The sequence below is a fragment of the Enterococcus sp. DIV0187 genome, from assembly GCF_051713785.1.
GTDB classification, from domain to species: Bacteria; Bacillota; Bacilli; order Lactobacillales; family Enterococcaceae; genus Enterococcus_A; species Enterococcus_A avium.
This window is the reverse complement of the sequence record NZ_JBIOQO010000001.1, coordinates 907,074-931,970: the sequence shown is the minus strand read 5'-3', so window position 1 is coordinate 931,970 and position 24,897 is coordinate 907,074. Positions and strand designations below refer to the sequence as shown.

Here is a 24,897-nt window from a genome sequence, read left to right as displayed (position 1 = left end):
TGCTACACTCAACTTGTTAGTCTAGCTAAATGACCGTAGTGCTTCAATGAAACCAGAACATTGGCTACCAAGAGATATTTTTTTATTGGATTAGCGTTAGAGGCCACTCTTTGATATATTGAGTGTATGTAGATTTAGAATACGTATTTTTTGGAGTGAATATTTTGTTTAACGAACAGGTAAAAGTAATTTTATATGCAAATGATGTACGTAAAGCTAGTAATTTTTGGCAAAGTTTAGGATTTGTCGAGATTAGTTTTGAAGAATTGGATGGTTCTCAAGTGGCAGAAGTAGCGATGAGTCAAAATAGTACGACACGTCTGGTAATCTACGATCGAGAATTTATTGAAAAAAATGATGATGAAGCAGCTGAGCCATCTCCCGCTTTAATTTTTGGAAGTGATGATGTTATGGCATTGTACAAAAAATTGCAGAAGGTGGATGTTCAATTAGGAGAGTTGGCCCAAATTGGCGAAGAGTTTGTATTCAATTTTGTTGATGCGGATGGAAATTATTTTGTAGTATCAGGTAATTAAAGCGTTCTTCAGTTAGGGGGCGAACAAAGATGGAGCAGGTTTTTGTAATTGGTGATGTTCACGGGGAATACGATATGTTCAGATCAATCTTAAAAAATTTTCAGCCGGACGAACAGCAGTTGATCCTGATTGGAGATCTGAATGATCGAGGTCCCAAAAGTAAAGACTGTTGGCTTTTAGGAATGGAACTTGTAAAAAAATACCAAGCAATCTATTTAAGGGGAAACCATGAGCAATATTTTCTGGAGTTTATGAACAGTCCAGAGGATTGGTTTCCAAGTTATCTTTATAATGGTGGAAAAGAAACGATTGAAAGTTTGTTACATAAAGGCGCGACAGATGAATATTCACCGACTGAGATTGCTATGATGATCCGTAGTCGGTACAAAGATATGTTGAATTTTTTAGCGGAACGTCCATTCTATTATGAGTGGGGCGATTATGTCTTTGTTCATGCTGGAGTTGACTTGACAAAGGATTGGAAGGAAACTTCCCTGCAAGATTTCTTGTGGATTCGCGAACCGTTTCATGAAGGTAAAAACAATACAGGAAAAACAATTGTATTTGGTCATACTATTACACCGATGCTATATGGAGATATGCAAACGACAGCCCTTTGGCAATCTGATGGAAAAATCGGAGTTGATGGTGGAGCAGTCTTTGGCGGAACTCTGCACGGGGTGGTTTTTGATAAAAATGGCATTGTTCATGATTACGAAATCCCTAATACGGACGGACCATGGCAACCAGATTTTTAACGTTCAAAAAGATTCAACAATTATTGAAGTCACTATTTTGTATCATTGAAGAATAAAGTGAAGATCTCACTATTTAAGCTGAACGCTTCAAAACTTTCTAATTTAAAAGTTTTGAAGCGTTCGCTTTTTTTGATTTCAAAACCCCTTCTGGTCTCAGTATCATTTTTTTGTTAATTGCATTGCGCAATTCTTTACAAAATGGCATAGTGATTTAGTAGAGTCTTAATTAGTTTAGGATTACTATCGTTCTAAGCAGGATTATGCTGTAGGGTTCTGTTATTTATAATTGTTAAAAATTGAGAAAGGAAATTCTTTTATACTATGTCAGATATTGTAAAAGGTCATTTATCCGCGAGTTTTACCGTTGTCATATGGGCGTTGACATTTATTTCTACTAAGGTGCTACTTGAGTTGTTTTTACCAATCGAAATTCTTTTCGTGCGATTTCTTATTGGTTTTCTTGTTTTAACAATAGTCTCACGTAAATTTTTGCCCTTTAAGAGCTGGCGAGAGGAACGGTATTACATAGTTGCTGGTTTATTTGGTGTTTTTTTATATTATTATTTAGAAAACGTCGCACTGACCTATACTTTAGCAATGAATGTCGGGATCATTGGTTCGGTTAGTCCTTTTATGACTGCCTTGATCAGCCGCTTTGTTTTGAAGCAAGGAATGATCCCGCGTGTTTTTATTTTAGGCTTTATTTGTTCAATGATTGGAATTTCATTGATCAGTCTTTCAGGAACACTGAATGTTAATCCGATTGGTGATGGCTTGGCTTTGGTGGCAACAATTTGCTGGGCTTCCTACTCTTTAATAGTGAAAAAAATTAGCGAGTTTGGTTATGGAACTATTGCTACAACACAGCGGATTTTTTCCTATGGTCTATTGTTTATGCTGCCAGTTCTAGTTATTACGCTGGATAAGTTCGATTTTTCTCGTTTTTTGCAAGTGGAAAGTTTGGGTAATCTTCTTTTCTTAGGCATTGGTGCTTCCGCTCTGTGCTTTGTAACTTGGAATTTTTCGGTCAAAAATCTTGGAGCAGTAAGAGCAGCAGTGTACATTTACACCATTCCAATGCTGACTACGATAGCTTCTGTTTTGATTTTGGGTGAGAGGTTGACGCTTAAAACGTTCATTGGAATTTTATTGACTTTGACAGGTTTGCTTTTATCAGAGCTGCCCAATTTTATACAGCAAAGAAAAAAAAAGAGTTAAAAGTGCTGATCCATAATTTTTTAGATATTTTGGTCAGCTCCTATTTACGAATAAACGGCGACGTATAAGCAGTGTCTGTAGAAATAAATCGGAATTTTGAGGAGTACTTTCAGAAAACCCTTCATATTTCTTGACGCTGAACGCATATGGGGACGTCCATTTTTTGCTTGAGATCAATAAGCAATCTTTCTTGAAATATGATAAAATAGATAAGATTTTGGATGAAATGAGGAATTGAAATGGCAGAGAATTTAAACCAGGAAATCATTCAACTACTGAATAAAGAATTAACGGATTATCGTCCGCAGCAGATCAATGTCGTTTTGACATTACTTACAGACGGAAATACGGTACCTTTCATTGCTCGTTATCGTAAAGAAATGACAGGCAGTTTAGATGAGGTACAGATTCGTGAAATCGAAGAACGTTACAATTATTTGGAAAACTTAGAAAAGCGTAAACAAGAAGTTTTACGACTAATTGACGAGCAAGGAAAATTAACAGACGAGTTAGCTAAGAAAATTCAACAAGCAGTTAAAGTTCAAAAGGTTGAAGATTTATATCGTCCATATAAGCAAAAACGCCGAACAAAAGCAACAATCGCTAAAGAAAACGGGTTAGAGCCTTTAGCCAATTATTTGATGAGCTTTCCGCAATCTGGTGATGTCTATGCTAAAGCTGGCGAGTTTATAAATGAAAACATCGCCAATGCTGAGGAAGCTTTGCAAGGAGCACATGAGATTGTAGCCGAACAAATTAGCGATAATCCTGATTTTCGCACGTGGATTCGTTCGTATACGAAAAATAAAGGTGTGTATCAGAGCAAGGTCAAGGATGCCGATAAAGATGAAAAAGGTGTCTATGAAATGTATTATGATTTTGCTGAACCGATCAACAAAATGGTTTCTCATCGTGTGTTAGCCTCCAATCGTGGTGAAAAAGAAGAGATTTTAAAAGTTTCAATCGTGGTCGAAGAAGAAAAAATTTATGATTATCTTGAACGTCAATTAGTGCAGAATACTCGAGCTGTCACTGCGGAGTTTGTTCGTGAAGCTTACAAAGATAGCTATAAACGATTCATCGGACCTGCGATTGAACGGGAGATTCGAAATGAATTGACGGAAGAGGCAGATGAACAAGCGATCAATATTTTCGGTGAAAATTTACGCAATTTACTATTGCAACCACCTTTAAAAGGAAAAGTCGTGCTGGGATTTGACCCAGCGTATCGAACTGGCTGTAAACTAGCTGTGGTAGATGAAACCGGAAAAGTTTTAGCGATTGAAGTGATTTATCCTCACAAGCCGGCTCCTCAGGCAAAACGACAAGCTGCTGGACCTGCATTTCAAGCGTTAATTAAAAAGTATAACGTTGAGATGGTTGCGATCGGCAATGGTACTGCAAGTCGTGAATCTGAATTATTCGTAGCTGAACAACTAAAACAAGTTCAACAAGAAGTCTTTTATGTGATCGTTAATGAAGCGGGAGCTTCCGTTTACTCAGCCAGTGACATTGCCCGGACAGAATTTCCTGAGCTGCAGGTTGAAGAACGAAGTGCAGTCAGCATCGCGCGTCGATTGCAAGATCCGCTGTCAGAATTAGTAAAAATCGATCCAAAAGCTGTTGGTGTTGGTCAATATCAGCATGATGTTTCTCAAAAACGTCTTTCTGAGCGTTTAGATTTTGTAGTAGAGACCGCGGTTAACCAAGTAGGCGTAAACGTCAATACAGCTAGTCCACAGTTACTGCAGTATGCTTCTGGTTTAAACAAAACAACAGCGCAAAATATTGTTAATTATCGTGAAGAAAACGGTGCATTTACCTCGCGTCCGCAATTGAAAAAAGTTCCTCGCTTAGGACCAAAAGCTTACGAACAAGCTATCGGTTTTTTGCGAATTCCTGGAGCAAAGAATGTGTTAGATACAACTGCCATTCACCCAGAAAGCTACAATAGTGCAAAAGAGATTTTGGATCTTGCTGAGGTTGACCTAAAATTATTAGGTTCTGTGGAAGCCACAGAAAAAATCAAAGCATTACAGTTAAGTCAATTGCAGCAAAAGCTTGAAATTGGTAAGGAAACGATTAAGGATATCTTGCAAGCCTTGCTCCAACCAGGGCGAGATATGCGTGATGAAATGCCCGCTCCTTTATTACGTCAAGACGTATTGACGATGGAAGATTTAAAAGCGGGAATGGAGCTTCAAGGAACTGTTCGAAATGTGATTGATTTCGGAGCCTTTGTTGATATTGGAGTGAAACAGGACGGATTGGTCCACATTTCTAAATTGAGTAAAAAGTATGTAAAACATCCAACTGACGTAGTTTCGGTTGGTGACGTGGTGACTGTTTGGGTCGAAGCGGTCGATATCAAAAAAGGACGTATCAGTTTGACAATGGTTCAAAGTGATAAAAATGTCTAATCAGGAATTACAGGCTCTCGTCGAAAAGATCTCTCATGATTCTTTTCGACAACCCTTCCGTCATAATGCCCGCTTTAATCGGCGACTTAAAACAACAGGTGGACGCTATCATTTGAAAAGCCATGATTTAGATTTTAACCCGATTCTTTTTGAAAAATATGGTGAAGTGGAACTAATCAAAGTAATTAAGCACGAGCTTTGTCATTATCATCTTCATCTGGCAGGAAGAGGTTATCAGCACAAGGACCTGGAGTTTAAACAGCTGTTGGAAAAAACTGGCGGATCACGATTTGCTCCAAAACTTGTGGCAGTCACATTTCAAGTATATCAGTGTCAAAAATGCCATCAAGAAATTAAGCGCCGTCGAAAAATTGATACAAAACGATACGTTTGTGGAAGTTGTCATGGACAGCTAGAATTTTTGAAGACAATTGAATCATAGGAAGTGGCAAGGTAATCTGAAGAATAAAAGATTGCTATTTTTACGGATTTATATGATAATGTGAACCGCAAACAATTTTGTACATATAAGGAAGAGGATTAAATGAATAATAAAGAGATACTTTATCATTTTGTTGGAATCAAAGGATCAGGCATGAGTTCATTGGCTTTGGTCCTGCATGAAAAGGGCTACCATGTACAAGGCTCTGACGTTGAAAAATATTTTTTCACGCAACGTGATCTAGAAAAAGCCGGCATTACGATCTTGCCATTTAGTAAAGACAATATTAAGGAAGGCATGAAGATCATTCAAGGAAATGCCTTTCCAGATACCCATGAAGAAATCGCTCGGGCGAAAGAATTAGGATTAGAAATTGTTCGGTACCATGATTTTATCGGAGAATTTATTCAACCCTATACTAGTATTGCAGTAACAGGTTCGCATGGTAAAACAAGCACGACTGGTTTGCTGGCGCATGTCTTAAACGGATTAGCGCCAACGAGTTACTTAATTGGTGATGGTACTGGACATGGTGTTCCAGATGCGACTTTCTTCGCCTTTGAAGCATGCGAATATCAACGTCATTTCTTAGCATACGCGCCTGATTATTCAATCATGACCAATATTGACTTTGATCATCCAGATTATTTCAAGAGTATCGAGGATGTTTTTGAAGCCTTTCAAACCTTGGCTTCTCAAGTTAAAAAAGGAATTTTTGCTTATGGGGACGACGAATATTTACGTAAACTAAAAGCAGATGTACCGATTTATTATTATGGATTATCTGAAAACGATGATATTCAGGCACGCAATATTGTTCGGACAACAAATGGATCGGCCTTTGATGTTTACCATAAAGAAAAATTTATTGGTCGTTTTTCAGTTCCATCATTTGGTAAGCACAATATTCTTAATGCCTTGTCTGTTATTGCGGTTGCCTATTTTGAAGATTTAGATATGGACAAAGTTAAAGAAGAAATGCTGACTTTTTCTGGCGTTAAACGTCGTTTTACTGAGAAAAAGGTTGCTGATATGATTATCGTTGATGATTATGCGCACCATCCAGCTGAGATCAAAGCAACGATTGATGCTGCTCGTCAAAAATATCCGGAAAAAGAATTGGTTGCTGTTTTCCAACCACATACGTTTACTCGGACAATTGCTTTGATGGACGAGTTTGCTGAAGCATTGGACAAAGCCGATCGCGTTTATCTATGCGATATTTTTTCATCTGCTCGTGAAACAGCAGGGGATGTAAAAATAGAAGATTTAGGTGAAAAGATTCAAAAGGGCGGACAAGTAATCAAAGAAGAAAACATGTCGCCTTTATTGGATCATGAAAATGCCGTTGTAATTTTTATGGGCGCTGGAGATGTTCAAAAGTTTGAACGTGCATACGAAGACTTACTAAGTAATACAACACGCAACGTATTATAATATAAAAGAAGGGTTCAGACAGTTTTTTGTCAGAACCCTTCTTTTAACAAATCTGGCGAAATTCACGGGTTTATTTATTACATAAAACTTTATACTTGAATATGTACAAACTTGTGTTTTGCTTGCTTTCTGATAAAATAATGAATAGAACAAATGACGGAGGGAATGAATTTGTATAATATGAAGGCTCGGAAAATAGGCAAAACGATTGACGAAATTGAGGAAGGTGACTCGTTATCGTTAACGGAATCGATTGAAGATAATCAGATTCTTTTATATTTAGGATTGACAAATGATGCAAATCCTTTGTACATCCAACATGACTATGTAAAAGATACTGAGTATGAACAGCCGCTTGTACCATCGATTATGTTGATGGGAATCATTACGAGTGCGATTTCAAAACATCTACCAGGACCGGGTTCTCACGTAGTGAACTTTTCAATTAATTTTATTGATCCAGTTTTTCACTATGAAACATTAACCTTTGAGTTTGAAGTAATCAAAGTAGACAAAATGAAAGATGTCGTTACTATTTCCGTTGAAGCAGTAGAAGCGACGGACAATGAAGAAAAACGCATTTTAGATGCTGTGGTAATGGTGAAACCACCACAAGCACAATTAGGAGATGAGACAAATGAATAATCAAGAAGCACGCGTTTATGGTTTAAATCGGTTCTATGGAAAAATCTATGCATTCTTGGCATTGGGCATTGGAATCAGTGCGGTGATTTCCTATATGACTTTAGGGCCGTGGGCGTATCAAATGGGTAGTTTTATTCAGAATTTCCCACTGGGCTTTTGGGGAATCTGGATCGCTGAAATTGCACTGGTTGTCTTTCTTGGAGTTAAAGCACAAAAAAATCCTACATTAGCAATTGGTGGATTTATTGTATACTCTGCGTTGAATGGGTTAACACTGGCTGTCACTTTAGCAATGTATGATTTAGGGACTGTGACACAAGCATTTGTTACAGCCTCGGCGACGTTTCTAGTAATGTCACTCGTTGGTTCTTTTACTAAACGTGATTTATCAGGAATTGGTCGAGCAGCTTTGAGTTGCTTGTTGGGGATTATCATTGCGATGCTGTTAAATGTTTTTGTTTTACACAGCGGTGCTGTAGATTTCTTTATTTCTATTTTAATGGTGGTAATAATGTCCGGGATTACAGCTTATGATAATCAAATGATTCGTAAAATCTATCTTGGAACAAATGGTGAAGTTGGAAATGGCGTTGCGGTCTTTATGGCCTTGCAGTTGTATCTAGATTTCATTAATCTGTTTATTTCATTCTTACGAATTTTTGGAAGTAGTAAATAGAGGCGAGCAATCGTCTCTTTTTTTTGGACTAGTGAATATTGAAAACAAATTAGCTTCATTCTTTTCTTTTCAACGAATACTTTGTTAAAATGAATCGTGAAGGATTGAAAGTCTCGTTCATTAATTTTTATAGAACATTTCTAAAAAAATCCCTGAATAGGAAATAGGAGTCGAAGAGATGAGTGAAAAGAAATTATTATTAGTTGACGGAAACAGTGTAGCGTTCCGTGCTTTTTTTGCCTTGCATAATTCGTTGGAGCGCTTTAAAAATAAAAATGGCCTACATACGAATGCGATCTATGCATTCAACAATATGTTTGAAAACGTGATGGAGCGTGAAAAACCTACCCATGTATTAGTTGCTTTTGATGCCGGCAACACGACATTTCGGACAGCTATGTATTCTGAATATAAGGGTGGTCGTTCAAAGACTCCTGGTGAATTTCGCGAGCAAATGCCTTACTTACGTGAATTATTAGTTGGTCTCGGTGTGAAACATTATGAGTTGGACAATTACGAAGCGGATGACATTATTGGAACTTTGGCCCATCAAGCAGCGGATGAAGGCTATGATGTCGTTGTTTTATCTGGAGACCGCGATTTAACGCAATTAGCGACAGATAAGATTAAAGTGGATATTACAGTTAAAGGTGTTAGTGAAATCGAAACTTACACTCCGGAACATGTTGCCGAAAAATATGACGGGTTAACGCCAAATCAAATCATCGACATGAAGGGACTTGCCGGAGATACCTCGGATAATTACCCAGGCGTAACAAAAATCGGAGAAAAAACGGCAATCAAATTATTGAAGCAGTTTGGCAGTGTTGAAGGTGTTTACGAAAATATTGATGAACTAAAGAAAAGTAAAATGAAAGAAAATTTGATTAATGATAAGGATCAAGCATTTTTATCTAAGGAGTTAGCTACGATCAAGTTAGATGCACCAGTTGAAATTTCCATTGATGAATTAGTTTATAACGGAAAAGATTTGGATAAGCTTATTCCTTTCTTTAAGGAGATGGATTTCAAAGGCTTTTTAAATAAATTGAACGTGGAGGAAGAGGAGGTTGAGTTAGAGGACATCAAATTCGAAGTTGTCACGGAGTTTAACGAAAAGATGTTTGATGCCGATGCCGCCTTATATGTTGAAATGCTAGAGGACAATTATCATTTATCAGATATCGTGGGTGTCGCTTGGGGCACTGGAGATAGAATTTATGTAACAAATGAGTTGGCTTTGTTTGAAAATGAGGCATTTAAGAAATGGCTTGAAACAGCAAATGGTAAGAAGGTTTATGACGCTAAGCGTACTTATGTGGCATTGAATCGCTATATTACAAAAACCGAGGGAATCAACTTTGATGTTTTATTAGCTGCGTATTTATTAGATACGAATGATAACAGTAACGATATCGCGGGTGTGGCACAATATTATGGTTATACAGAAATTCAAACGGATGACCAGATTTATGGAAAAGGAGCCAAAAAAGGGTTGCCTGAAGATGATGAAATTTTCTTTGGTCACTTAGCCCGCAAAATTAAGGCAATTCATTTCCTAAATGATAAGCTAGAGAAAGAATTGGAAGAGAAGAAACAAGATAAGCTGTTTTACCAAATGGAACTGCCCCTTTCTCGTATTTTAGCAGAAATGGAAATTGCCGGAATTACGGTTAATGCACAAACGTTACAGGCTATGCGGGGAGAATTCTCGAAACGTTTGCAAGAAATCGAAGAAAAAATTTATCAAGAAGCTGGTGAAGAGTTCAATATCAATTCACCAAAACAATTGGGCGTGATCTTGTTTGAAAAAATGAATTTGCCAGTTATTAAGAAAACAAAAACAGGTTATTCGACAGCAGTCGATGTTTTAGAACAGCTACGTGAACAGACCCCAATCGTTGAACATATTTTAAATTATCGTCAAATTGCAAAAATCCAATCAACCTATGTTGAAGGATTATTAAAAGTGATTCAAGGGGATAATAAGATTCATACACGCTATATTCAGACATTGACCCAAACCGGCCGATTAAGTTCGGTTGATCCAAACTTGCAAAATATTCCAATTAGATTAGAAGAAGGACGAAAGATTCGTCAGGCTTTTGTTCCTCGTGATGAAGACTGGGTAATCTATTCTTCTGACTATTCTCAAATTGAATTGCGTGTTTTAGCACATATTTCTGGGGATGAGCATTTGAAGCAGGCGTTTCGTGATGGTATGGATATTCACACTAGTACCGCGATGCGTGTCTTCAATGTTACTGAAGATGAAGTGACGCCGAATATGCGTCGAAATGCCAAAGCAGTAAACTTCGGAATTGTGTATGGTATTTCAGATTATGGGTTATCACAAAATCTGGGAATTACGCGTAAGGCCGCACAAGAATATATCGATACGTATTTTGAAAATTATCCAGACGTAAAGCGTTATATGGAAGAAAGCGTACGCGAGGCTAAAGATAAGGGCTATGCTGCCACACTTTATAATCGACGACGCTATTTACCAGATATTAATGCGCGAAACTTCAATCTTCGTTCATTTGCAGAGCGAACAGCCATAAATACGCCAATTCAAGGAAGTGCAGCAGATATCTTAAAACTTGCAATGATTGAGATGGCAAAACGTTTGAAGGAAGAAAAACTACAAGCGACAATGCTGTTGCAAGTACACGATGAGCTTGTTTTCGAAGTTCCAGAAAGTGAATTGGAGCAATTAGACAAATTAGTCAAAGAAGTGATGGAGAATACTGTTCAGTTAGATGTCCCATTGTTAACCGACAGTAATTGGGGCAAAACGTGGTACGAAGCAAAATAAGAAGAAGCTGGGAGAAATTCCAGCTTTTTGATTTAGGAGTGAAGTAAAATGCCAGAATTGCCAGAAGTAGAGACTGTCAGAAAAGGTTTGGTCTCTTTGGTTAAGAATAAAACGATTGCGAAAGTTGATGTCTATTGGCCGCGCATTATTGAATTTCCCGAGATCGATATTTTTCAACAGCAATTGATCGGTGAAACAATAGAAACAGTGGATCGACGTGGAAAGTACTTGATCTTTGAATTTACGCATTACGAGATGGTTTCACATTTACGGATGGAAGGGAAGTATGAATTTTTTGATCAGCCGACTGCGTTAGACAAACACAGCCATGTTCGTTTCATTTTTACTGATGGTTCTGAGTTGATTTATCATGACGTACGTAAATTTGGTCGAATGGCTCTATTGAAAAAAGGAACGGCGAAAGAGTATAAAGGTTTGACGCAGTTAGGCCCTGAGCCGACAGATGCGGATTTTAACTTAGCTGATTTTAAAGTTAAATTGAAAAAGGCTTCAACCATGATCAAGCCTCTATTACTAAATCAAAAAATCGTGGCAGGCTTAGGAAACATCTATGTTGATGAAGTCCTCTGGTTAGCGAAGATTCATCCTGAACAACCGGCGAATACGTTGAGTTCTCAAAGTGCTCGCCAGTTGCGTGAAGCGATTATCGAGGTGATCGGAAAAGCGAAAGAGGCAGGCGGAACGACCATTCGAACCTATTTAAATGCGCTTGGAGAGGCAGGACATTTCCAACAAGAATTGCACGTCTACGGACAAACTGGTGAGCCGTGTTCGCGTTGTGGCACACTAATTATCAAAATCAAAGTAGCGCAAAGAGGGACACACCTTTGTCCTCATTGCCAAAAACTAAAGAAGGTGTAGAATTTGAGCTTTGTATTAGGTGTTACTGGTGGTATCGCCAGTGGAAAATCAACGGTTGTAGATTTTTTTAAGGCAGAAGGATTTCCAGTTGTTGATGGAGACATTGTTGCTCGGGAAGTGGTAGAGCCGGGTACCGAAGGACTGAGGGCTTTAGAGAAAGTTTTTGGTAAAACAATTTTGCAAAACGATGGTAGTTTGGACCGCAAAAAATTGGGAACTTTAATCTTTCAAAATGAGCAAAAAAGACACCTGTTAAACAAAACACTTGATCCATTTATTCGCGATGAAATAAAAAAACAAACACTAGAGGCAAAAAAAGGAAGTCACTTGGTGATTGTTGATATCCCACTCTTATTCGAAGGACATTACGAATCAATGATGGATGAAGTGGCAACAGTTTATGTTACACCAGAAATTCAATTGGAACGCCTGATGGCAAGAAATAATCTTTCTGAAGAAGAAGCTTTAAAACGCATTAATAGCCAGCTTCCGTTAGAGGAAAAGAAAAAAAGAGCGGATCTCGTATTTGATAATTGCAATTCACAAGAAACAACGCGTCAACAGGTTCTTAAATGGTTAGAAAGAAAAAAATTTGTTTCTTAAAGAATTCAGCGTCGTAGCTTTACGACGCTTTTTTTAGTGGGCTGGTTATGGTAAACTCATGTTATATAAACAAAAAAGTTTTCTTTCAAACCTGTTTTTGTTTTTGAGAAATTATTCTATATAACAAAAAGATATTCATACAAAGTGAGTCATTCTAATTAATAAGAAAGTGCGGGTGAAATTATGCGTTGTCCAAGATGTAATCATAATAATTCACGAGTAATTGATAGTCGACAAACAGATGACGGGCGAGCGATCCGCCGTCGAAGAGAATGCGAGAGCTGCGGGTTTCGTTTTACAACCTTTGAGCGTATTGAGGCAGCTCCTTTATTAGTTGTTAAACGAAATGGGGATCGCGAAGAGTTCAGTCGTGATAAAATTTTACGCGGGTTAATTCGCTCTGCAGAAAAACGTCCAGTAGCTATGGAACAGATGGAACAGATCGTGGATCATGTAGAAAATCGTGTTCGCAGTATGGGAGAAAATGAAATTCCTACGAGTCAAATCGGCGAATTTGTCATGGAGGATTTAATGGAAGTAGACGAGATCGCCTATATTCGTTTTGCGAGTGTTTATCGACAGTTTAAAGACATGTCTGTATTCTTGAAGGAATTGCAGGAAATCGTTGACAAAGCAAAGTCAACAGATGATGAGTAGGAGGCTTTTTAGTGGCAGAAGAACTAAAACCCAGCACCTTTTACACGGTCTACGGTGAGCCACAACTTGATCAAAGCAAACAGGATGCGTTGCTTTATTTATATCAGCCGATTATCGGCAGTAACGCATTAAGCTTATATTTAACTTTTGTTAGCGATGTTAGCATAGAGGGTAAGAGTGCCAGCCTCATGCATACGGATTTATTAGCTGCAGTGGATACTGGACTGATGAATCTGGTGAAAGCGCGAGAACAATTAGAAGGCATTGGTTTGTTAGAAACATTTCAAAAAACAGACGATGAAATTGGCATGAGTTTGCTCTATCAGCTTCACCCTCCATTGATTCCAGAGAAATTTTTTCAAGATCCTTTGATGGCTTATTTACTGATGGACAAGGTAGGAAAACGACGTTATGAACGTTTAGTTGAGCGCTTCAAGCCGAAAACCTTTGAAAAAGGTGAAGTCAGGAATATTACCAAACGTTTTCGTGAAGTTTATCGTTTCGATGATAAAGCTTTTGCCAGCCAAAGTGAAAGTTTAGAACAAACACAAGAGGCTTTTTCTACCCAAACAGATTTTGATTGGTCATTGTTTACGCAACAGCTTAAACGCTTTAATTTGTTTTTGAGTTATGATGATCGTGAAAAGCTGCAAACCTTTCAAACTTTGTATGGCTTGAATGAATTGGATTTAGCAGAGTATGTAGCGAAGGCAAGTGCTGGTGAAAAAAACGGGTTGAATTTTAGCTATTTACGTCAGCTGATCAACAAGGAAAAACGTCCCAACGTATCTGCTGAGCCTAAAGAAACGATGATCGATAGCTCTGCCAATAACGGAAGTTTTTCTCCGCAGGAATTAGAGGTCATTGCTCAAAGCAAAAAAATTGCGCCAGTAACATTTTTACGAGCGATTAAACGCGAAAAAGGCGGATTTGAGACAAATACGGAAGTTCGATTGCTAGAAGAATTGATTAGTCGTAATTTGTTACCGAAAAGCGTTATCAATATAATCATCAATTATATTTTGGTCATTCAAAACCAAGCGGTAATCAATGCGAACTATTTGAATGCTATCGCAAATGATTGGGCACAGAAAAAAATTATCAGTCCTGAAGCGGCAATCGCCCATGTACGTGAGAACAATCAAAAACTGGTTCGCAAACCTCAGACCAGTCGTCCAGCTTATCAAAAACGCGGAGCGGGTCGTAAAGAAGCGTTGCCAGAGCACATCAAACAGCCACCTAAAGAGACCAAATTAACACCGGAAAAAGAAGCAGAATTGAACCGTAAATTAGCGGAATATTTAAGTAAAGAAGGTGACGATTAATGGAAGATGTAGGAAAAGAGTTGAATCGCATCATTAAAAGCCGTGGGGTCGATGGTCGTTACCGCCAAATGATGGAAGAAGTTTTGGCCGATCCAGATGTTCGTCAGTTTATCGAAGAGCACAAAGAAAAGCTGACACAAGAGGATATCGAAAAATCCTTTGCGAAATTATATGAGTTTGTTCAAGAAAAGAAAAAATATTTAGCTTCTGATCCAACTATGATTGCACCGGGTTATGAACCGCAATTGAGTTTAAACTTTCACTTTATTGATGTGACCTATGTACCGACAGATGAGCTGTTGCGCATGAAGCGTGAAGAGGAAATCCGTAATCGCGTGAATTCGCTAGATATGCCCAAAGATATTCGCAAGGCGTCTATTCGCACCTTTGAGGTTACATCTGGGCGTAGTGAAGCATTGGAGGCTTCTCTGGATTTCATTAATCAATATGAGGCAGCACCAAAAATGTTTCATAAAGCCTTGTTTTTAGTGGGGGATTTTGGTGTAGGGAAAACCTACTTGTTAGGAGCTGTTGCCCATGAACTAGCAGTTAAGGGTTTCGAAACCACACTTTTACATTTTCCAACATTTGCTGGAGAAATGAAACAAGCGATCTCCAATGACAAAGTAGGTCCAAAACTAGATGAAGTAAAACGGGCACCAATCTTAATGATTGATGATATCGGTGCAGACTCCATGAGCGCTTGGATTCGCGATGAAGTGCTAGGAGTGATCTTGCAGCATCGAATGCAGGAGCAATTACCGACCTTTTTCTCCTCTAATTTCAATATGGATCAATTGGAGCAACATTTATCCGTTACACAAAGAGGCGATGAAGAACCTTTGAAAGCAAAGCGGATTATGGAGCGTGTTCGTTATTTAAGTAGAGAAATCTGGGTAATCGGTGAAAATCGCCGAAACGGTTAAAAAAACAAAAATATCCTTAGAAAAAGGCAAACGCCCTATTAAAAAGCGCTATCATTTAGCTCTTTTTAGGGGGCGCTTTTTTTAAGGAGTGTTATAATTACTTTTAGGATGTGAAAAAATGAACGCGAAAGATTTATCGATTCGTTTACAAAAAGCGGCAGAATTTGTGCCGCAAGATGCACGTTTGGCGGATATAGGTTCAGATCACGCGTATCTGCCCGTCGCTTTAATGCTGCAAAACAAGATATCTTATGGTATTGCGGGAGAGGTCGTAGTAGGCCCGTATGAGTCAGCTAAAAGGCAAGTAGCAAAAAATGGTTTAGAGAACAAAATTGATGTTCGGTTAGCGGATGGACTTGAAGCAGTTGAATTGAATGATCAGATTTCAGCCATCACTATTTGCGGAATGGGCGGTGTCTTGATCCGCGATATTTTACAACGTGGGAAAGAAAAAGCGCGCCTATCCGGTAAAGAGCGCTTGATTCTACAACCAAATGTTGGAGAGCGTCAATTACGTCAATGGCTAGTAGCTGAAGGCTATACGATCACAGATGAAGCCATCATTGAAGAAAATCAGAAAGTTTATGAGCTGATTGTTGCTGATAAAGTTTTAGTGCAGCCGGATTATACTGCCAAAGAACTATTCTTTGGACCAGTTTTACTGAAAGAAAAAGCTCCTGTTTTTATCAAAAAATGGCAGCACAAATTAAGCAAGATGGAAAAAATCTTAACTAGTTTACACCAAAGTGATCAGGATGTTACCGAAAAAATCCGCGAGGTTACACTGGAGATTGAATGGATCAAGGAGGTACTTGAAGATGCAGGGAAGTGAATTTATCCAGCGTTTTAATCAATATTGTCCCGAATGGTTGGCTGAAGAAGGCGATCCTGTCGGCCTTCATATTGGTACTTTAAATAAAGAAGTCAATCGAATCATGATGAGTTTAGATGTTCGACCAGCAGTTGTCGAGGAAGCGATTGAGAAAAAAATTGATCTGTTAATTGTGAAGCATCCACCGATTTTTCGTCCTGTTTCTCGTTTAACGACTGACGATATTCAAACAAAGATGTATGCGGATTTGATCAAACATGATATCGCGGTTTTTGCGGCGCACACGAATATGGATATCATTGAAAATGGATTGAATGATTGGTTTTGTGAAGCATTAGCTGTTTTTGATACGGATTATTTGATTCACACCCATACGGTATCCATGAAAAAACTGGCAGTTTACGTTCCTCACGAGGACGCAAAAAAAATGCGCCAAGCATTGGCTGAAGCTGGTGCAGGAGAACAGGGAAATTATCAAGCGACTTCATTTACCATTAATGGAACAGGGCGTTTTACGCCAAATGCAGAAGCAAATCCGACAATCGGCGCGGCGAATGTTGCTGAACAGGTCCAAGAAAGTAAAATCGAAGTGCTGTTTCCTGAGACACGACAAACGGATGTAGTTCAAGCGATGCTTGCTGCTCATCCATATGAAGAACCTGCTTATGATATTTATCAAATTGATAATTTGGCAGAAAAGTATGGAATTGGTCGAGTTGGCGAATTAAAGGAAGCGATGCCGACAGAAGACTTCATTGAAAAAGTGAAAAATACGTTTGATTTGGAAGGCTTACGTGTGGTTTATCCTCATAAGACAAAGGAAACAATTAAACGTGTAGCAATTTGCGGCGGCAGCGGAGAAAAATTTTATCGTGAGGCCGTAGCAGCAAAGGCGGATGTTTATATTACTGGAGATGTTTACTATCATACCGCTCATGACATGCAAGAAACAGGAATGTTGGTAATTGATCCAGGACACTATATTGAGTCGCTATGTAAAGAAAAACTGGTAGACTTATTTAAACAATGGAAAAATGAAGAGGACTGGAAGGTTGAATTTTTTGTATCTGAGACTTCCACAAATCCTTTTTCATTTGAATAAATAGTATTAAAGGAGAGAGTAAGATGTACGAAAATTTATTACCGCGTTTTTTAAAGTATGTAAAGACAGAAACTCGTTCTGATGCGACAAGCACCACAACACCCTCAACTCAAACACAGGTAGCCTTTGCTAAAGAGCTGATGAAGGAATTAGAAGAGATCGGTATGCAGGAGATTACCTACAACGAAAATAACGGCTATGTGATCGCCACTTTGCCAAGCAACCTTGACAAAGAAGCGCGGACTATCGGTTTTATCTCTCACATGGATACAGCAGATTTCAACGCAGAAGGAGTCAACCCTCAAATCGTTGAAAATTATGATGGTGAATCTACTATTAAGTTAGATGCTGACGGAAAATATACATTAAATGTAAAAGATTTTCCGAATTTGAAAAACTACGTCGGACAAACATTAATCACTACTGATGGATCAACACTACTGGGTTCTGATGATAAATCTGGGATTGCTGAAATTATGACAGCGATGGAGTATTTGATTAATCACCCCGAAATCAAACATGGTGAAGTACGTGTCGGCTTTGGTCCCGATGAAGAAATCGGTATCGGTGCGGATAAATTTGATGTGAAACAATTTAACACAGATTTCGCCTATACTATGGATGGTGGTCCAATTGGCGAATTACAATATGAAACATTTAGCGCTGCTCAAGCAGAAATCACGATGCACGGGAAGAATGTTCACCCAGGGACAGCTAAAAATACAATGATCAATGCGTTACAAATGGCAATTGATTTCCATAACCAACTACCAGAAGGCGATCGACCAGAAAAAACAGATGGACGTGAAGGTTTCTTCCATTTATTAGCTTTAGATGGAAATGTGGAAGAAGCGAAAATGACCTATATTATTCGTGATCATGACCGTGATAAATTTGAAGAACGTAAACAAATGATTACAGATCTTCAAGCAAAAATGAATAGCCAATTTGATCAAGAACGTGTGGAAATCAACATGTATGATCAATACTACAACATGGGTGAAATCATTGAAAAAGACATGAGTGTCATTGATCTTGCTAAGGGTGCGATGGAAGAGGTTGATGTGAAACCAATCATTGAACCAATCCGTGGCGGGACAGACGGTTCTAAAATCTCATTTATGGGTATTCCTACGCCAAATATTTTTGCTGGTGCTGAAAATATGCATGGTCGCTTTGAATTTGTCTCATTACAGACGATGGAAAAAGCAGTTGACGTAATCGTAAAGATTATTGAAAATAATGCTAAATAATAATTTTTCTGAAAAAGCTTTGAGAAAACTTGGGCTCTTCGTCAAATCGTGTTGGTGAAGACAAATTTGAATAAAACTTAGTCCGATATGCGGCGCGTTCTGTGCGCCGCATATTTTTTAGTTTTCAAAGATCAGACCTTGTTGTAAATAGATCCGTGCCCGAAAGTTATAAAAGTTGCGATAACCAAACGCAATTCGTTTAATCAGCTTGATCTTGTTATTCAGCCCCTCCGTGACACCGTTTGAGTGGGACACTTTAAAGGCATTTGAAATGCCCGATTGGTAGCGATGGAAGATCGTGAATTTCTTTTTAAACGACTGAGGTAACGTAGATGAAATTGTTTTAAGGGTTTCTTGAAAGCCTTCCGTATCTCGTTTAACGAAATAATAGCGTAATAATTGACAAAAATGATACGCTGTTCGCAATTCTTCGTTGTAGCTTAACAGTTCATCGACGATTTCTGTTTGACTAATTGGTCGTTTAAACAGTCGATGATAATGCCGTTTGAGTGGCTCCAATGTCGTGGAATCTTTGAGTAAGAGTTTCCAATATCGCTTGAGCCGACGGTACTTCTTCTGATTTTCAGAGTGTGAGGTTCGAAAACGATTCATGATCTGGACACGTAATTGATTGAAGCTGCGATTGATGTGTTGGACAATATGAAAGCGGTCAGTTACGATCTCCGCATTTGGAAAGACCGTTTTAAGCAGCTGACAATAGCTGGCATTCATGTCCATCACTAGGTACTTGACCTTTAAACGGGCTTTTCTAGGAAAGCGCAGGAAGTATTGAGTTAGTTTGTAAAGTCTGCGATCTTCAAGGATCGTAAATAGCTGATTGGTTGTCCCATCAACACAAATAAAACTCATGGAACCAGAAACAGACTTCATTGATTTGAACTCATCCATACACAACACCGTTGGAAGGAAGTTCATACGTGGCTGGTAATGCTTCGTTGCTTCACGCAAGATCCGTGTCACCGTCCCATCCGAGACGAAGTACTTCTTAGCGATTAGTTTACGTGATTGATTTTCGTACAGTTCCATGAGAATCGCCTGCTTCAGTTCCTTTGTTAGTTGATGATGTTCATCAACTAAGTCCGTTTTCGCAGAAAAGGTCCGTCCACAATCATGGCAGAGAAAACGGGTACGTTTTAATTCTAAAATAGTTAACTTTTCTTTGACTTTCAACATCTGAGTGCGTGTCGTATAGGAACCGTTGCGGATAATACGAATCGATCCACAGTGTTCACAATGGGAAGGTGAGTCATCCAATCTCCCTTTAATAAACTGCGCTTGAACGCCTTTATATTCTTTTTCAATTAGCCATTCTTCATCAAAAAATAAATGTTTATCTGTTAATCCGAGTAATTTTCTAGTATGATTATCCATTGAGAGACTCCTTTGGTAGGGTGACGTTTTGGTCGACTAAATTTTACCAAAAGTGAGTCTCTTTTTGAGTTGAAACGAAGAAAAAAGTGTTAGTAGAAAATCGCCTTCGATTTTCCACCAACACAAAATATTATAGAACCCTTTTTTCAAGATATCCAATATTTTCTGGTAGTTTTGATTTTGAAATATTTCATAGTTCAATTTTTTGTATAGTTTAACTGCATGATGACTCCAGGTTTGAGTATTCAAGTAGAGATCCTGTCCTGGATAATAGTCATGAAGAAGCTGAGTGACACGAATCGTTAACGCCTTAGCCAAGCCTTTTCGCTGTTCTTCTGGCACTACACCTAACCAGTGAAGTCTCGGTGAGTGATCTTCAGTCCACCAAGCTGTAAAAGTAGCTACTTTCACTCCCTGAGGATTCTCTATAAAGAGCATCCGCTTTTCTAATTCTTCTGGATAAGGTGCAAAGGAGCGTTGAAAATATTCAGCGGCGGCTTTTTCGGTTTCGAACTCTAACACAGCCGTTTCAATCCGACACCAATCTTTTTCATCGCCAGGCCGATGAAAGACGATCCGATAGCCGTCAGGTAATTGGATTTTAGGTAATGATGGGGCATTTGACGGGCGAAACATGGTAAATGGAATAAAAGGTACAGACTTATCCAACATAACAAGACCTCCAGTTTTTTCTCAATAAAATCGTATCATGTAGGGATAGTAAAAGCTAGCTTGATTTTAGCTAATTATGAATGTTACTCAAACGTCTGTTTTCCATAAAAACTTCTATTATAAAAAAAATGGAGACATAGAGACGAATCTCTATTATATAATGAAATGAGAAATCAGCTTGTAGGTTTGTCAGTGGTTGTCACAAAGAATAATTTGTTCTGTGAGGATGAACATCTGATAGGATTTTTGAGCAATGAAAAGTTAGGGAGGTAAAATTTATGGCAAAAAGGGTTTTCTTTAGTTTTTACTACGAAAATGATCTATCTAGGGCGCTGGTGGTTAAAAACAACTGGGCTTTGAAGGAAAACGAAGAATCAGGATTTATTAACAATTCAGAGTTTGAGCGAATGAAACGGGATGGTGACGAGACTATTGAACGCTGGATCGACAAGCAAATAGCTGGAACATCTGTGACGGTCGTTTTGATTGGAAGTGAAACATTAGATTCAAACTATGTTCAATATGCAATCAAAAAAAGTTACGAACGGGGAAATGCGATTATTGCTTTGAAGATCGGCAAAATTAAAAATTTGAGTCAGCAAACTTCCATCAGTCAATCAGTAGTTAAGATCGTTGGTAAAAAAAGTAATGGAGAATTGCTTTGGTTTGATGAAATCATTGACAAAGAATATGACTACATCAAAAACGACGGCTTTAACAACCTTGAGAAATGGATTAATGAGGTCGATAAGGTAAAAGAAAGATAAGGAGCACTTGGATACAGTTTTCTAGATTTTGAAATGGCACTCGCTGATGACTTTTAAAAAGGAGATTATGAAAGCGAATGGAAAATTTAAAGGGGAAAAATAAAGCTGCGACGCTTGGAGAGAAAACAAGGACAAGATATTGAACAGAAAGTTCAGTTCTTGTCCTTTTCATTTATTTTGACAATGCTAAAGCCAATGCCTTTTGGATCGCCACAATATTTTTGTCTTTTCTAAATTGAATCGTTTCAGCAGGTAACTCAGCACTGGATATCCAAATTTTTAATTCGGCATCCAGGTCAAAATGCCCGCTAGTTTCGACTGAAAAGCGTGAAATCGAACGATAAGGAATAGATTTGTACTCAGCTTTTTTTCCGGTCACACCTTGTTTATCCACTAAAATCAAACGGAAATCTGTAAAGACAATCAAATCCCGAACTAGCTTAAAAGCCAAAGAAACCGTTTCTCCTGATATTAAAACATCCTCTAGCTTTTTTTCTACTGCTTTATTGTCGTGTTGACTAGCATTTCCCATTAAACCATCAAAAATACTCATAGATAGATTCCCTTCTTTCTCTGATTGAATAAGTTCATTCTAGCTGATTTTTAACAGAAAGACCATCGAAAGCGTACAATCGAATAATCATTCCTTCACAAAAATAGTTTTTGTTCTTTTTTGACTTAAATTTCCTTGCTAAACATATATTGTTTCGTTATACTCGGTAGGGAAAAGAACTCAGTTCTAAAATGGATTCAGGAGGTGTTCTCATGTTTAAAAACTATCAGCGGTGACTATGATCTCAATCATTACTTAGAGTTTCTAAGCAAGTAGAACAATTGAATTTCCTCCCAGAACCTTTTTTTGCGTTGCATTAAAAGGGTTATTCCGCCTACAATTAATTAGTGCTTAGGAGGAAACATACTTATTAAGTATGTTTTTTTGTTGTGCTTAAAAGAGCAGTAAACTGTTGTTGAAAACGGTTCAAGTGAAAAAATAAACTTAAAGGAGCAGTAAGATGAAAAAAGTATTAACAGTAATAAGTTGCTTATTATTGACCGCATTGGTCGTGTTCGCGAAAACAGAACAGGTTCAAGCTGCAAAGAAGACGAACAAAGTTCAACGTTTGGTAGACAGTAAAGATATTAAGAAGGATGATTTTTTTGTGGATGCAAAATGGTTGAATAAGCAGATGAAAGACAATGACAAGACCGTAGTAATTGAGGCTTCTTACGGCGAAGGGAAAGATTATAAAAAAGCTCATATCCCAGGCGCATTGCATATCGATACGATGGAAATCGAAACTGAAGAAAACAATTGGAATATTTTAGATGCGGAAACCTGCAAGGAAGTCTTCTTGAAACGCGGTGTGACAAAGACCACACCAGTAGTCGTCTATTCTAGTGATATCAATGCGGCAGCACGTGTAGCCTTTGTTGCTTACTGGTTAGGTGTCGATCAAGTAAAAATTCTTGATGGCGGATTGAAGGCTTGGGAGAAAGCTGATTACAAAGTAGAAAAAGGGAACCAAGATGCCGAAGCTGCGAAAGATTTTGGTGCAGCTGTTCCTGGACGTCCTGAATACCTGATCTCAACCTCTGACGATTTATTAGCTGCGAAAGAAAAAAATCCTGATCTGGTTCTAGCAAGTATTCGTTCATGGAAAGAATTTACTGGAAAAACAAGCGGCTATGACTACATTGAAAATGCGGGTGAGCCAGAAGGTGCCGTGTACGCGAAATCAAGCAAAACGAGTGCTGATGTTGCTCAATTAATGAACAACGATGGCACAGTGAAGGAGCCATCGAAAATCTTTGATGCTTGGGAAAAATGGGGCATCACTCCAGATAAAGAAGTTGCTTTCTATTGCGGTACTGGGTGGCGTGCGGCTACGGCGTTCTTTATTGCCAAACAAGAAGGCTTTAAAGACGTTCGTCTTTTTGATGGCGGCTGGTATGATTGGGATAAAGCTCACCAGAAGGACCCAAGCAAATACCCTGTTCAAGTTGGCGATCCAAGAGATAAAGACAAGGTGAAAATTCTGAACTAATGAAGATCTTTCGCTATTTTTTACACATCATTCAATTTGGATTGATCTATGGAATTTATCTGATGAATGATCTCTACCGTAATCATTTAGGCTTTATGCGGAATGTTTCCTTTTATTCTCATAAAGTGGATGCAAGTCTGTTCGGCAGCAAATTGTTTTTGCTGCCGGTCTTGTTAACGATTGTTGCCTTTTTAGTAGTAAGAAAGAAAAAAAGTTTAGAATCACTGTTGTTGTTAATGATAGCGATTATTTTTCTAATTTGGCAGGCAACGATCACCTTGCAAGTAATACCCATTTATTATCTAGTGAGCGGAATAATCCTTATTGGTTTCTTACTGCAACTAGTGATCGTTTTGCTAAAAAAGGAGTTTGTTTAATGGATTATTCGAAGGGAACAATTGAAATGGCTCGCTTAATCGCGGAAAATTGTACCAGCTGTCAACGGTGCATGAAAGATTGTCTCTTTTTGCAGCAGTATTGTGATGATCCTAAAAAGCTGTTTCAACAATTTTTAGCAGAAGGGTTAGAACCAATCGTTCCGTACTCCTGTATGTTGTGCGGTCGCTGTACAGTTGTTTGTCCGTTGAAACTGAAACTAGACGAAGCCTTTTTAGCGATGCGTCAAGATCTAATCAAGGAAGGATTACCGCTTAAACAGCTCAAAAGCGTCGTAATGCATCAAAAACTATCAACAAGCAAACTATTTACGGCTGTGAATCGAGGAGAAGCAAAATGAAATATGGTTTTATGGCAGGCTGTTCTCTAAGCTCTAGCAGTCCGAAGCAAGTCGCACAAATTATCGATTATTTAAGAGGTTTTTATCCTGATTTAGCTGTTATCCAAGGTTGTTGCGGCAAACCGACTCGGATGATCGGTCAGGAGCAATTGTTTCAGCAGCGCTTTGGACAACTATCAGAACAGGTCCACAAGGCTGAAATTGATGAATTGATCGTTGCATGCCAAGGGTGCATAAAAACAATGACTCTTCAAAATCAATTTCCTACATCCTCGTTATGGGTAAAGATGGCCGAGTTAGGATTACCAAAGGAAGCTATCGGAAGAGGTAAAACAAGTGATGTTGTTTTTTCTATTCAAGATTCCTGTCCAACGAAGGAAATGCCGGAGATTCATCAAGCGGTTCGCTATCTACTGGAGCAGCTAGGCTATCAGGTCCAGAAAAATCGTTTGTCGGGAAAAAACACTCTCTGCTGTGGAATGGGTGGGATGTGCGGTGTTTCTAATCCAAATCTCGCGAAGGATTTTGCAACCAAGCGTGTGCAAGATTTTAAGACAGGTCACATTGTAACCTATTGTTCCAGCTGTACTTCAGCCATGATTCTCGGCGGAGGGGAGGCTTGGCATTTATTGGATTTGATTTTTGGAGAGGTAATACATAAAGACGACAAATGTCCTGCACATCCACTAGATAATCCGATACGAGCTTGGAAGAATCGTTATCAATCAAAAAAAATAGTCACAAAAGCATAGGAG

General features: G+C 38.5%; 24 protein-coding genes and 1 pseudogene. 22 read left to right on the top strand and 3 right to left on the bottom strand.

Annotation, left to right across the window (positions count from 1 at the left end; translation table 11 throughout):
• Positions 1-164: 164 nt before the first annotated feature.
• From IGI52_RS04565 to pepT, 17 genes are all read left to right on the top strand, one after another.
• A complete protein-coding gene (locus IGI52_RS04565; RefSeq protein WP_438780598.1) occupies positions 165-536 on the top strand; it encodes a VOC family protein in 372 nt (123 codons plus the stop codon).
• A gap of 29 nt (positions 537-565) precedes the next feature.
• The gene (locus tag IGI52_RS04560; protein WP_161169433.1) at positions 566-1,294 is read left to right on the top strand and encodes a metallophosphoesterase family protein; all 729 of its coding nucleotides are present in this window, start codon (positions 566-568) and stop codon (positions 1,292-1,294) included.
• Between the two features lie 321 nt (positions 1,295-1,615).
• Complete coding sequence (locus IGI52_RS04555) at positions 1,616-2,512, top strand: DMT family transporter (RefSeq protein WP_438780597.1); 897 nt, start codon at positions 1,616-1,618, stop codon at positions 2,510-2,512.
• Between the two features lie 239 nt (positions 2,513-2,751).
• A complete protein-coding gene (locus IGI52_RS04550) occupies positions 2,752-4,932 on the top strand; it encodes a Tex family protein (RefSeq protein ID WP_438780596.1) in 2,181 nt (726 codons plus the stop codon).
• Positions 4,925-5,374: a SprT family protein gene (locus IGI52_RS04545; RefSeq protein ID WP_438780595.1), complete on the top strand. Its 450-nt coding sequence runs from the start codon at positions 4,925-4,927 to the stop codon at positions 5,372-5,374. Before IGI52_RS04550 ends, IGI52_RS04545 begins: the two co-directional genes overlap by 8 nt.
• A 102-nt stretch (positions 5,375-5,476) precedes the next feature.
• The gene (gene murC, locus IGI52_RS04540; protein ID WP_102871170.1) at positions 5,477-6,811 is read left to right on the top strand and encodes a UDP-N-acetylmuramate--L-alanine ligase; all 1,335 of its coding nucleotides are present in this window, start codon (positions 5,477-5,479) and stop codon (positions 6,809-6,811) included.
• 165 nt (positions 6,812-6,976) lie between these two features.
• The gene (locus IGI52_RS04535) at positions 6,977-7,456 is read left to right on the top strand and encodes a MaoC family dehydratase (RefSeq protein WP_438780594.1); all 480 of its coding nucleotides are present in this window, start codon (positions 6,977-6,979) and stop codon (positions 7,454-7,456) included.
• Positions 7,449-8,132 (top strand): Bax inhibitor-1/YccA family protein, encoded by a 684-nt coding sequence (locus tag IGI52_RS04530; protein WP_438780593.1) that lies wholly within the window; start codon positions 7,449-7,451, stop codon positions 8,130-8,132. Before IGI52_RS04535 ends, IGI52_RS04530 begins: the two co-directional genes overlap by 8 nt.
• 178 nt (positions 8,133-8,310) lie before the next feature.
• Entirely contained in the window at positions 8,311-10,950 is a 2,640-nt protein-coding gene (gene polA / locus IGI52_RS04525) for a DNA polymerase I (protein ID WP_438780592.1), read from the top strand.
• Between the two features lie 48 nt (positions 10,951-10,998).
• A complete protein-coding gene (gene mutM, locus IGI52_RS04520) occupies positions 10,999-11,832 on the top strand; it encodes a DNA-formamidopyrimidine glycosylase (protein WP_438780591.1) in 834 nt (277 codons plus the stop codon).
• 3 nt (positions 11,833-11,835) lie between these two features.
• Positions 11,836-12,435: a dephospho-CoA kinase gene (gene coaE / locus IGI52_RS04515; protein ID WP_438780590.1), complete on the top strand. Its 600-nt coding sequence runs from the start codon at positions 11,836-11,838 to the stop codon at positions 12,433-12,435.
• A gap of 183 nt (positions 12,436-12,618) precedes the next feature.
• Positions 12,619-13,092 carry a transcriptional regulator NrdR gene (nrdR, locus tag IGI52_RS04510; RefSeq protein WP_016179140.1) on the top strand — a complete coding sequence of 158 codons (474 nt, stop codon included), beginning with the start codon at positions 12,619-12,621 and terminating at the stop codon, positions 13,090-13,092.
• An 11-nt stretch (positions 13,093-13,103) separates the two neighbouring features.
• Positions 13,104-14,417 carry a DnaD domain protein gene (locus IGI52_RS04505; RefSeq protein WP_438780589.1) on the top strand — a complete coding sequence of 438 codons (1,314 nt, stop codon included), beginning with the start codon at positions 13,104-13,106 and terminating at the stop codon, positions 14,415-14,417.
• Positions 14,417-15,343, top strand: a complete 927-nt coding sequence (gene dnaI / locus IGI52_RS04500; RefSeq protein ID WP_016179138.1) for a primosomal protein DnaI — start codon at positions 14,417-14,419, stop codon at positions 15,341-15,343. Before IGI52_RS04505 ends, dnaI begins: the two co-directional genes overlap by 1 nt.
• A gap of 118 nt (positions 15,344-15,461) precedes the next feature.
• A complete protein-coding gene (locus IGI52_RS04495; protein ID WP_438780588.1) occupies positions 15,462-16,175 on the top strand; it encodes a tRNA (adenine(22)-N(1))-methyltransferase in 714 nt (237 codons plus the stop codon).
• Positions 16,156-17,277, top strand: a complete 1,122-nt coding sequence (locus IGI52_RS04490; RefSeq protein WP_438780587.1) for a Nif3-like dinuclear metal center hexameric protein — start codon at positions 16,156-16,158, stop codon at positions 17,275-17,277. The genes IGI52_RS04495 and IGI52_RS04490 overlap by 20 nt, the downstream gene beginning before the upstream one ends.
• Before the next feature lie 23 nt (positions 17,278-17,300).
• Positions 17,301-18,530: a peptidase T gene (pepT, locus tag IGI52_RS04485; RefSeq protein ID WP_049219900.1), complete on the top strand. Its 1,230-nt coding sequence runs from the start codon at positions 17,301-17,303 to the stop codon at positions 18,528-18,530.
• Between the two features lie 117 nt (positions 18,531-18,647).
• Here pepT and IGI52_RS04480 read toward each other — a convergent pair whose 3' ends face one another.
• Positions 18,648-19,922, bottom strand: coding sequence for an ISL3-like element IS1476 family transposase (locus IGI52_RS04480; RefSeq protein WP_016252589.1), 1,275 nt, complete (start codon positions 19,920-19,922; stop codon positions 18,648-18,650).
• Positions 19,923-20,066: 144 nt separating this feature from the next.
• Positions 20,067-20,594: pseudogene (locus IGI52_RS04475) on the bottom strand (GNAT family N-acetyltransferase); the annotation flags it as partial.
• Positions 20,595-20,872: 278 nt separating this feature from the next.
• Between IGI52_RS04475 and IGI52_RS04470 the strand changes: the two are divergent.
• Positions 20,873-21,361, top strand: coding sequence for a TIR domain-containing protein (locus IGI52_RS04470; protein WP_438780586.1), 489 nt, complete (start codon positions 20,873-20,875; stop codon positions 21,359-21,361).
• 172 nt (positions 21,362-21,533) lie between these two features.
• Here IGI52_RS04470 and IGI52_RS04465 read toward each other — a convergent pair whose 3' ends face one another.
• Positions 21,534-21,914 carry a PH domain-containing protein gene (locus IGI52_RS04465; RefSeq protein WP_016180103.1) on the bottom strand — a complete coding sequence of 127 codons (381 nt, stop codon included), beginning with the start codon at positions 21,912-21,914 and terminating at the stop codon, positions 21,534-21,536.
• 460 nt (positions 21,915-22,374) lie between these two features.
• Between IGI52_RS04465 and IGI52_RS04460 the strand changes: the two genes are divergently transcribed.
• From IGI52_RS04460 to IGI52_RS04445, 4 genes are read left to right on the top strand one after another with little or no spacing between them, the layout of a single operon-like run.
• A complete protein-coding gene (locus IGI52_RS04460) occupies positions 22,375-23,406 on the top strand; it encodes a sulfurtransferase (protein WP_438780585.1) in 1,032 nt (343 codons plus the stop codon).
• Entirely contained in the window at positions 23,406-23,783 is a 378-nt protein-coding gene (locus tag IGI52_RS04455) for a hypothetical protein (RefSeq protein ID WP_438780584.1), read from the top strand. The genes IGI52_RS04460 and IGI52_RS04455 overlap by 1 nt, the downstream gene beginning before the upstream one ends.
• Positions 23,783-24,142 (top strand): 4Fe-4S dicluster domain-containing protein, encoded by a 360-nt coding sequence (locus IGI52_RS04450; protein WP_438780583.1) that lies wholly within the window; start codon positions 23,783-23,785, stop codon positions 24,140-24,142. The genes IGI52_RS04455 and IGI52_RS04450 overlap by 1 nt, the downstream gene beginning before the upstream one ends.
• Positions 24,139-24,894 (top strand): heterodisulfide reductase-related iron-sulfur binding cluster, encoded by a 756-nt coding sequence (locus IGI52_RS04445; protein WP_438780582.1) that lies wholly within the window; start codon positions 24,139-24,141, stop codon positions 24,892-24,894. The genes IGI52_RS04450 and IGI52_RS04445 overlap by 4 nt, the downstream gene beginning before the upstream one ends.
• The last annotated feature ends 3 nt before the right edge of the window (positions 24,895-24,897 follow it).

What these genes read in the sequence shown, in the direction of transcription:
- IGI52_RS04530 (WP_438780593.1), top strand. Translation starts at nt 7,449, where the DNA reads ATGAATAATCAAGAAGCACGCGTTTATGGTTTAAATCGGTTCTATGGA.
- IGI52_RS04545 (WP_438780595.1), top strand. Translation starts at nt 4,925, where the DNA reads ATGTCTAATCAGGAATTACAGGCTCTCGTCGAAAAGATCTCTCATGAT.
- IGI52_RS04465 (WP_016180103.1), bottom strand. Translation starts at nt 21,914, where the DNA reads ATGAGTATTTTTGATGGTTTAATGGGAAATGCTAGTCAACACGACAAT.
- dnaI (WP_016179138.1), top strand. Translation starts at nt 14,417, where the DNA reads ATGGAAGATGTAGGAAAAGAGTTGAATCGCATCATTAAAAGCCGTGGG.
- murC (WP_102871170.1), top strand. Translation starts at nt 5,477, where the DNA reads ATGAATAATAAAGAGATACTTTATCATTTTGTTGGAATCAAAGGATCA.
- mutM (WP_438780591.1), top strand. Translation starts at nt 10,999, where the DNA reads ATGCCAGAATTGCCAGAAGTAGAGACTGTCAGAAAAGGTTTGGTCTCT.
- IGI52_RS04555 (WP_438780597.1), top strand. Translation starts at nt 1,616, where the DNA reads ATGTCAGATATTGTAAAAGGTCATTTATCCGCGAGTTTTACCGTTGTC.
- IGI52_RS04445 (WP_438780582.1), top strand. Translation starts at nt 24,139, where the DNA reads ATGAAATATGGTTTTATGGCAGGCTGTTCTCTAAGCTCTAGCAGTCCG.
- IGI52_RS04450 (WP_438780583.1), top strand. Translation starts at nt 23,783, where the DNA reads ATGGATTATTCGAAGGGAACAATTGAAATGGCTCGCTTAATCGCGGAA.
- IGI52_RS04550 (WP_438780596.1), top strand. Translation starts at nt 2,752, where the DNA reads ATGGCAGAGAATTTAAACCAGGAAATCATTCAACTACTGAATAAAGAA.
- IGI52_RS04560 (WP_161169433.1), top strand. Translation starts at nt 566, where the DNA reads ATGGAGCAGGTTTTTGTAATTGGTGATGTTCACGGGGAATACGATATG.
- IGI52_RS04460 (WP_438780585.1), top strand. Translation starts at nt 22,375, where the DNA reads ATGAAAAAAGTATTAACAGTAATAAGTTGCTTATTATTGACCGCATTG.
- IGI52_RS04470 (WP_438780586.1), top strand. Translation starts at nt 20,873, where the DNA reads ATGGCAAAAAGGGTTTTCTTTAGTTTTTACTACGAAAATGATCTATCT.
- pepT (WP_049219900.1), top strand. Translation starts at nt 17,301, where the DNA reads ATGTACGAAAATTTATTACCGCGTTTTTTAAAGTATGTAAAGACAGAA.
- nrdR (WP_016179140.1), top strand. Translation starts at nt 12,619, where the DNA reads ATGCGTTGTCCAAGATGTAATCATAATAATTCACGAGTAATTGATAGT.
- IGI52_RS04455 (WP_438780584.1), top strand. Translation starts at nt 23,406, where the DNA reads ATGAAGATCTTTCGCTATTTTTTACACATCATTCAATTTGGATTGATC.
- IGI52_RS04495 (WP_438780588.1), top strand. Translation starts at nt 15,462, where the DNA reads ATGAACGCGAAAGATTTATCGATTCGTTTACAAAAAGCGGCAGAATTT.
- IGI52_RS04480 (WP_016252589.1), bottom strand. Translation starts at nt 19,922, where the DNA reads ATGGATAATCATACTAGAAAATTACTCGGATTAACAGATAAACATTTA.
- IGI52_RS04535 (WP_438780594.1), top strand. Translation starts at nt 6,977, where the DNA reads ATGAATTTGTATAATATGAAGGCTCGGAAAATAGGCAAAACGATTGAC.
- polA (WP_438780592.1), top strand. Translation starts at nt 8,311, where the DNA reads ATGAGTGAAAAGAAATTATTATTAGTTGACGGAAACAGTGTAGCGTTC.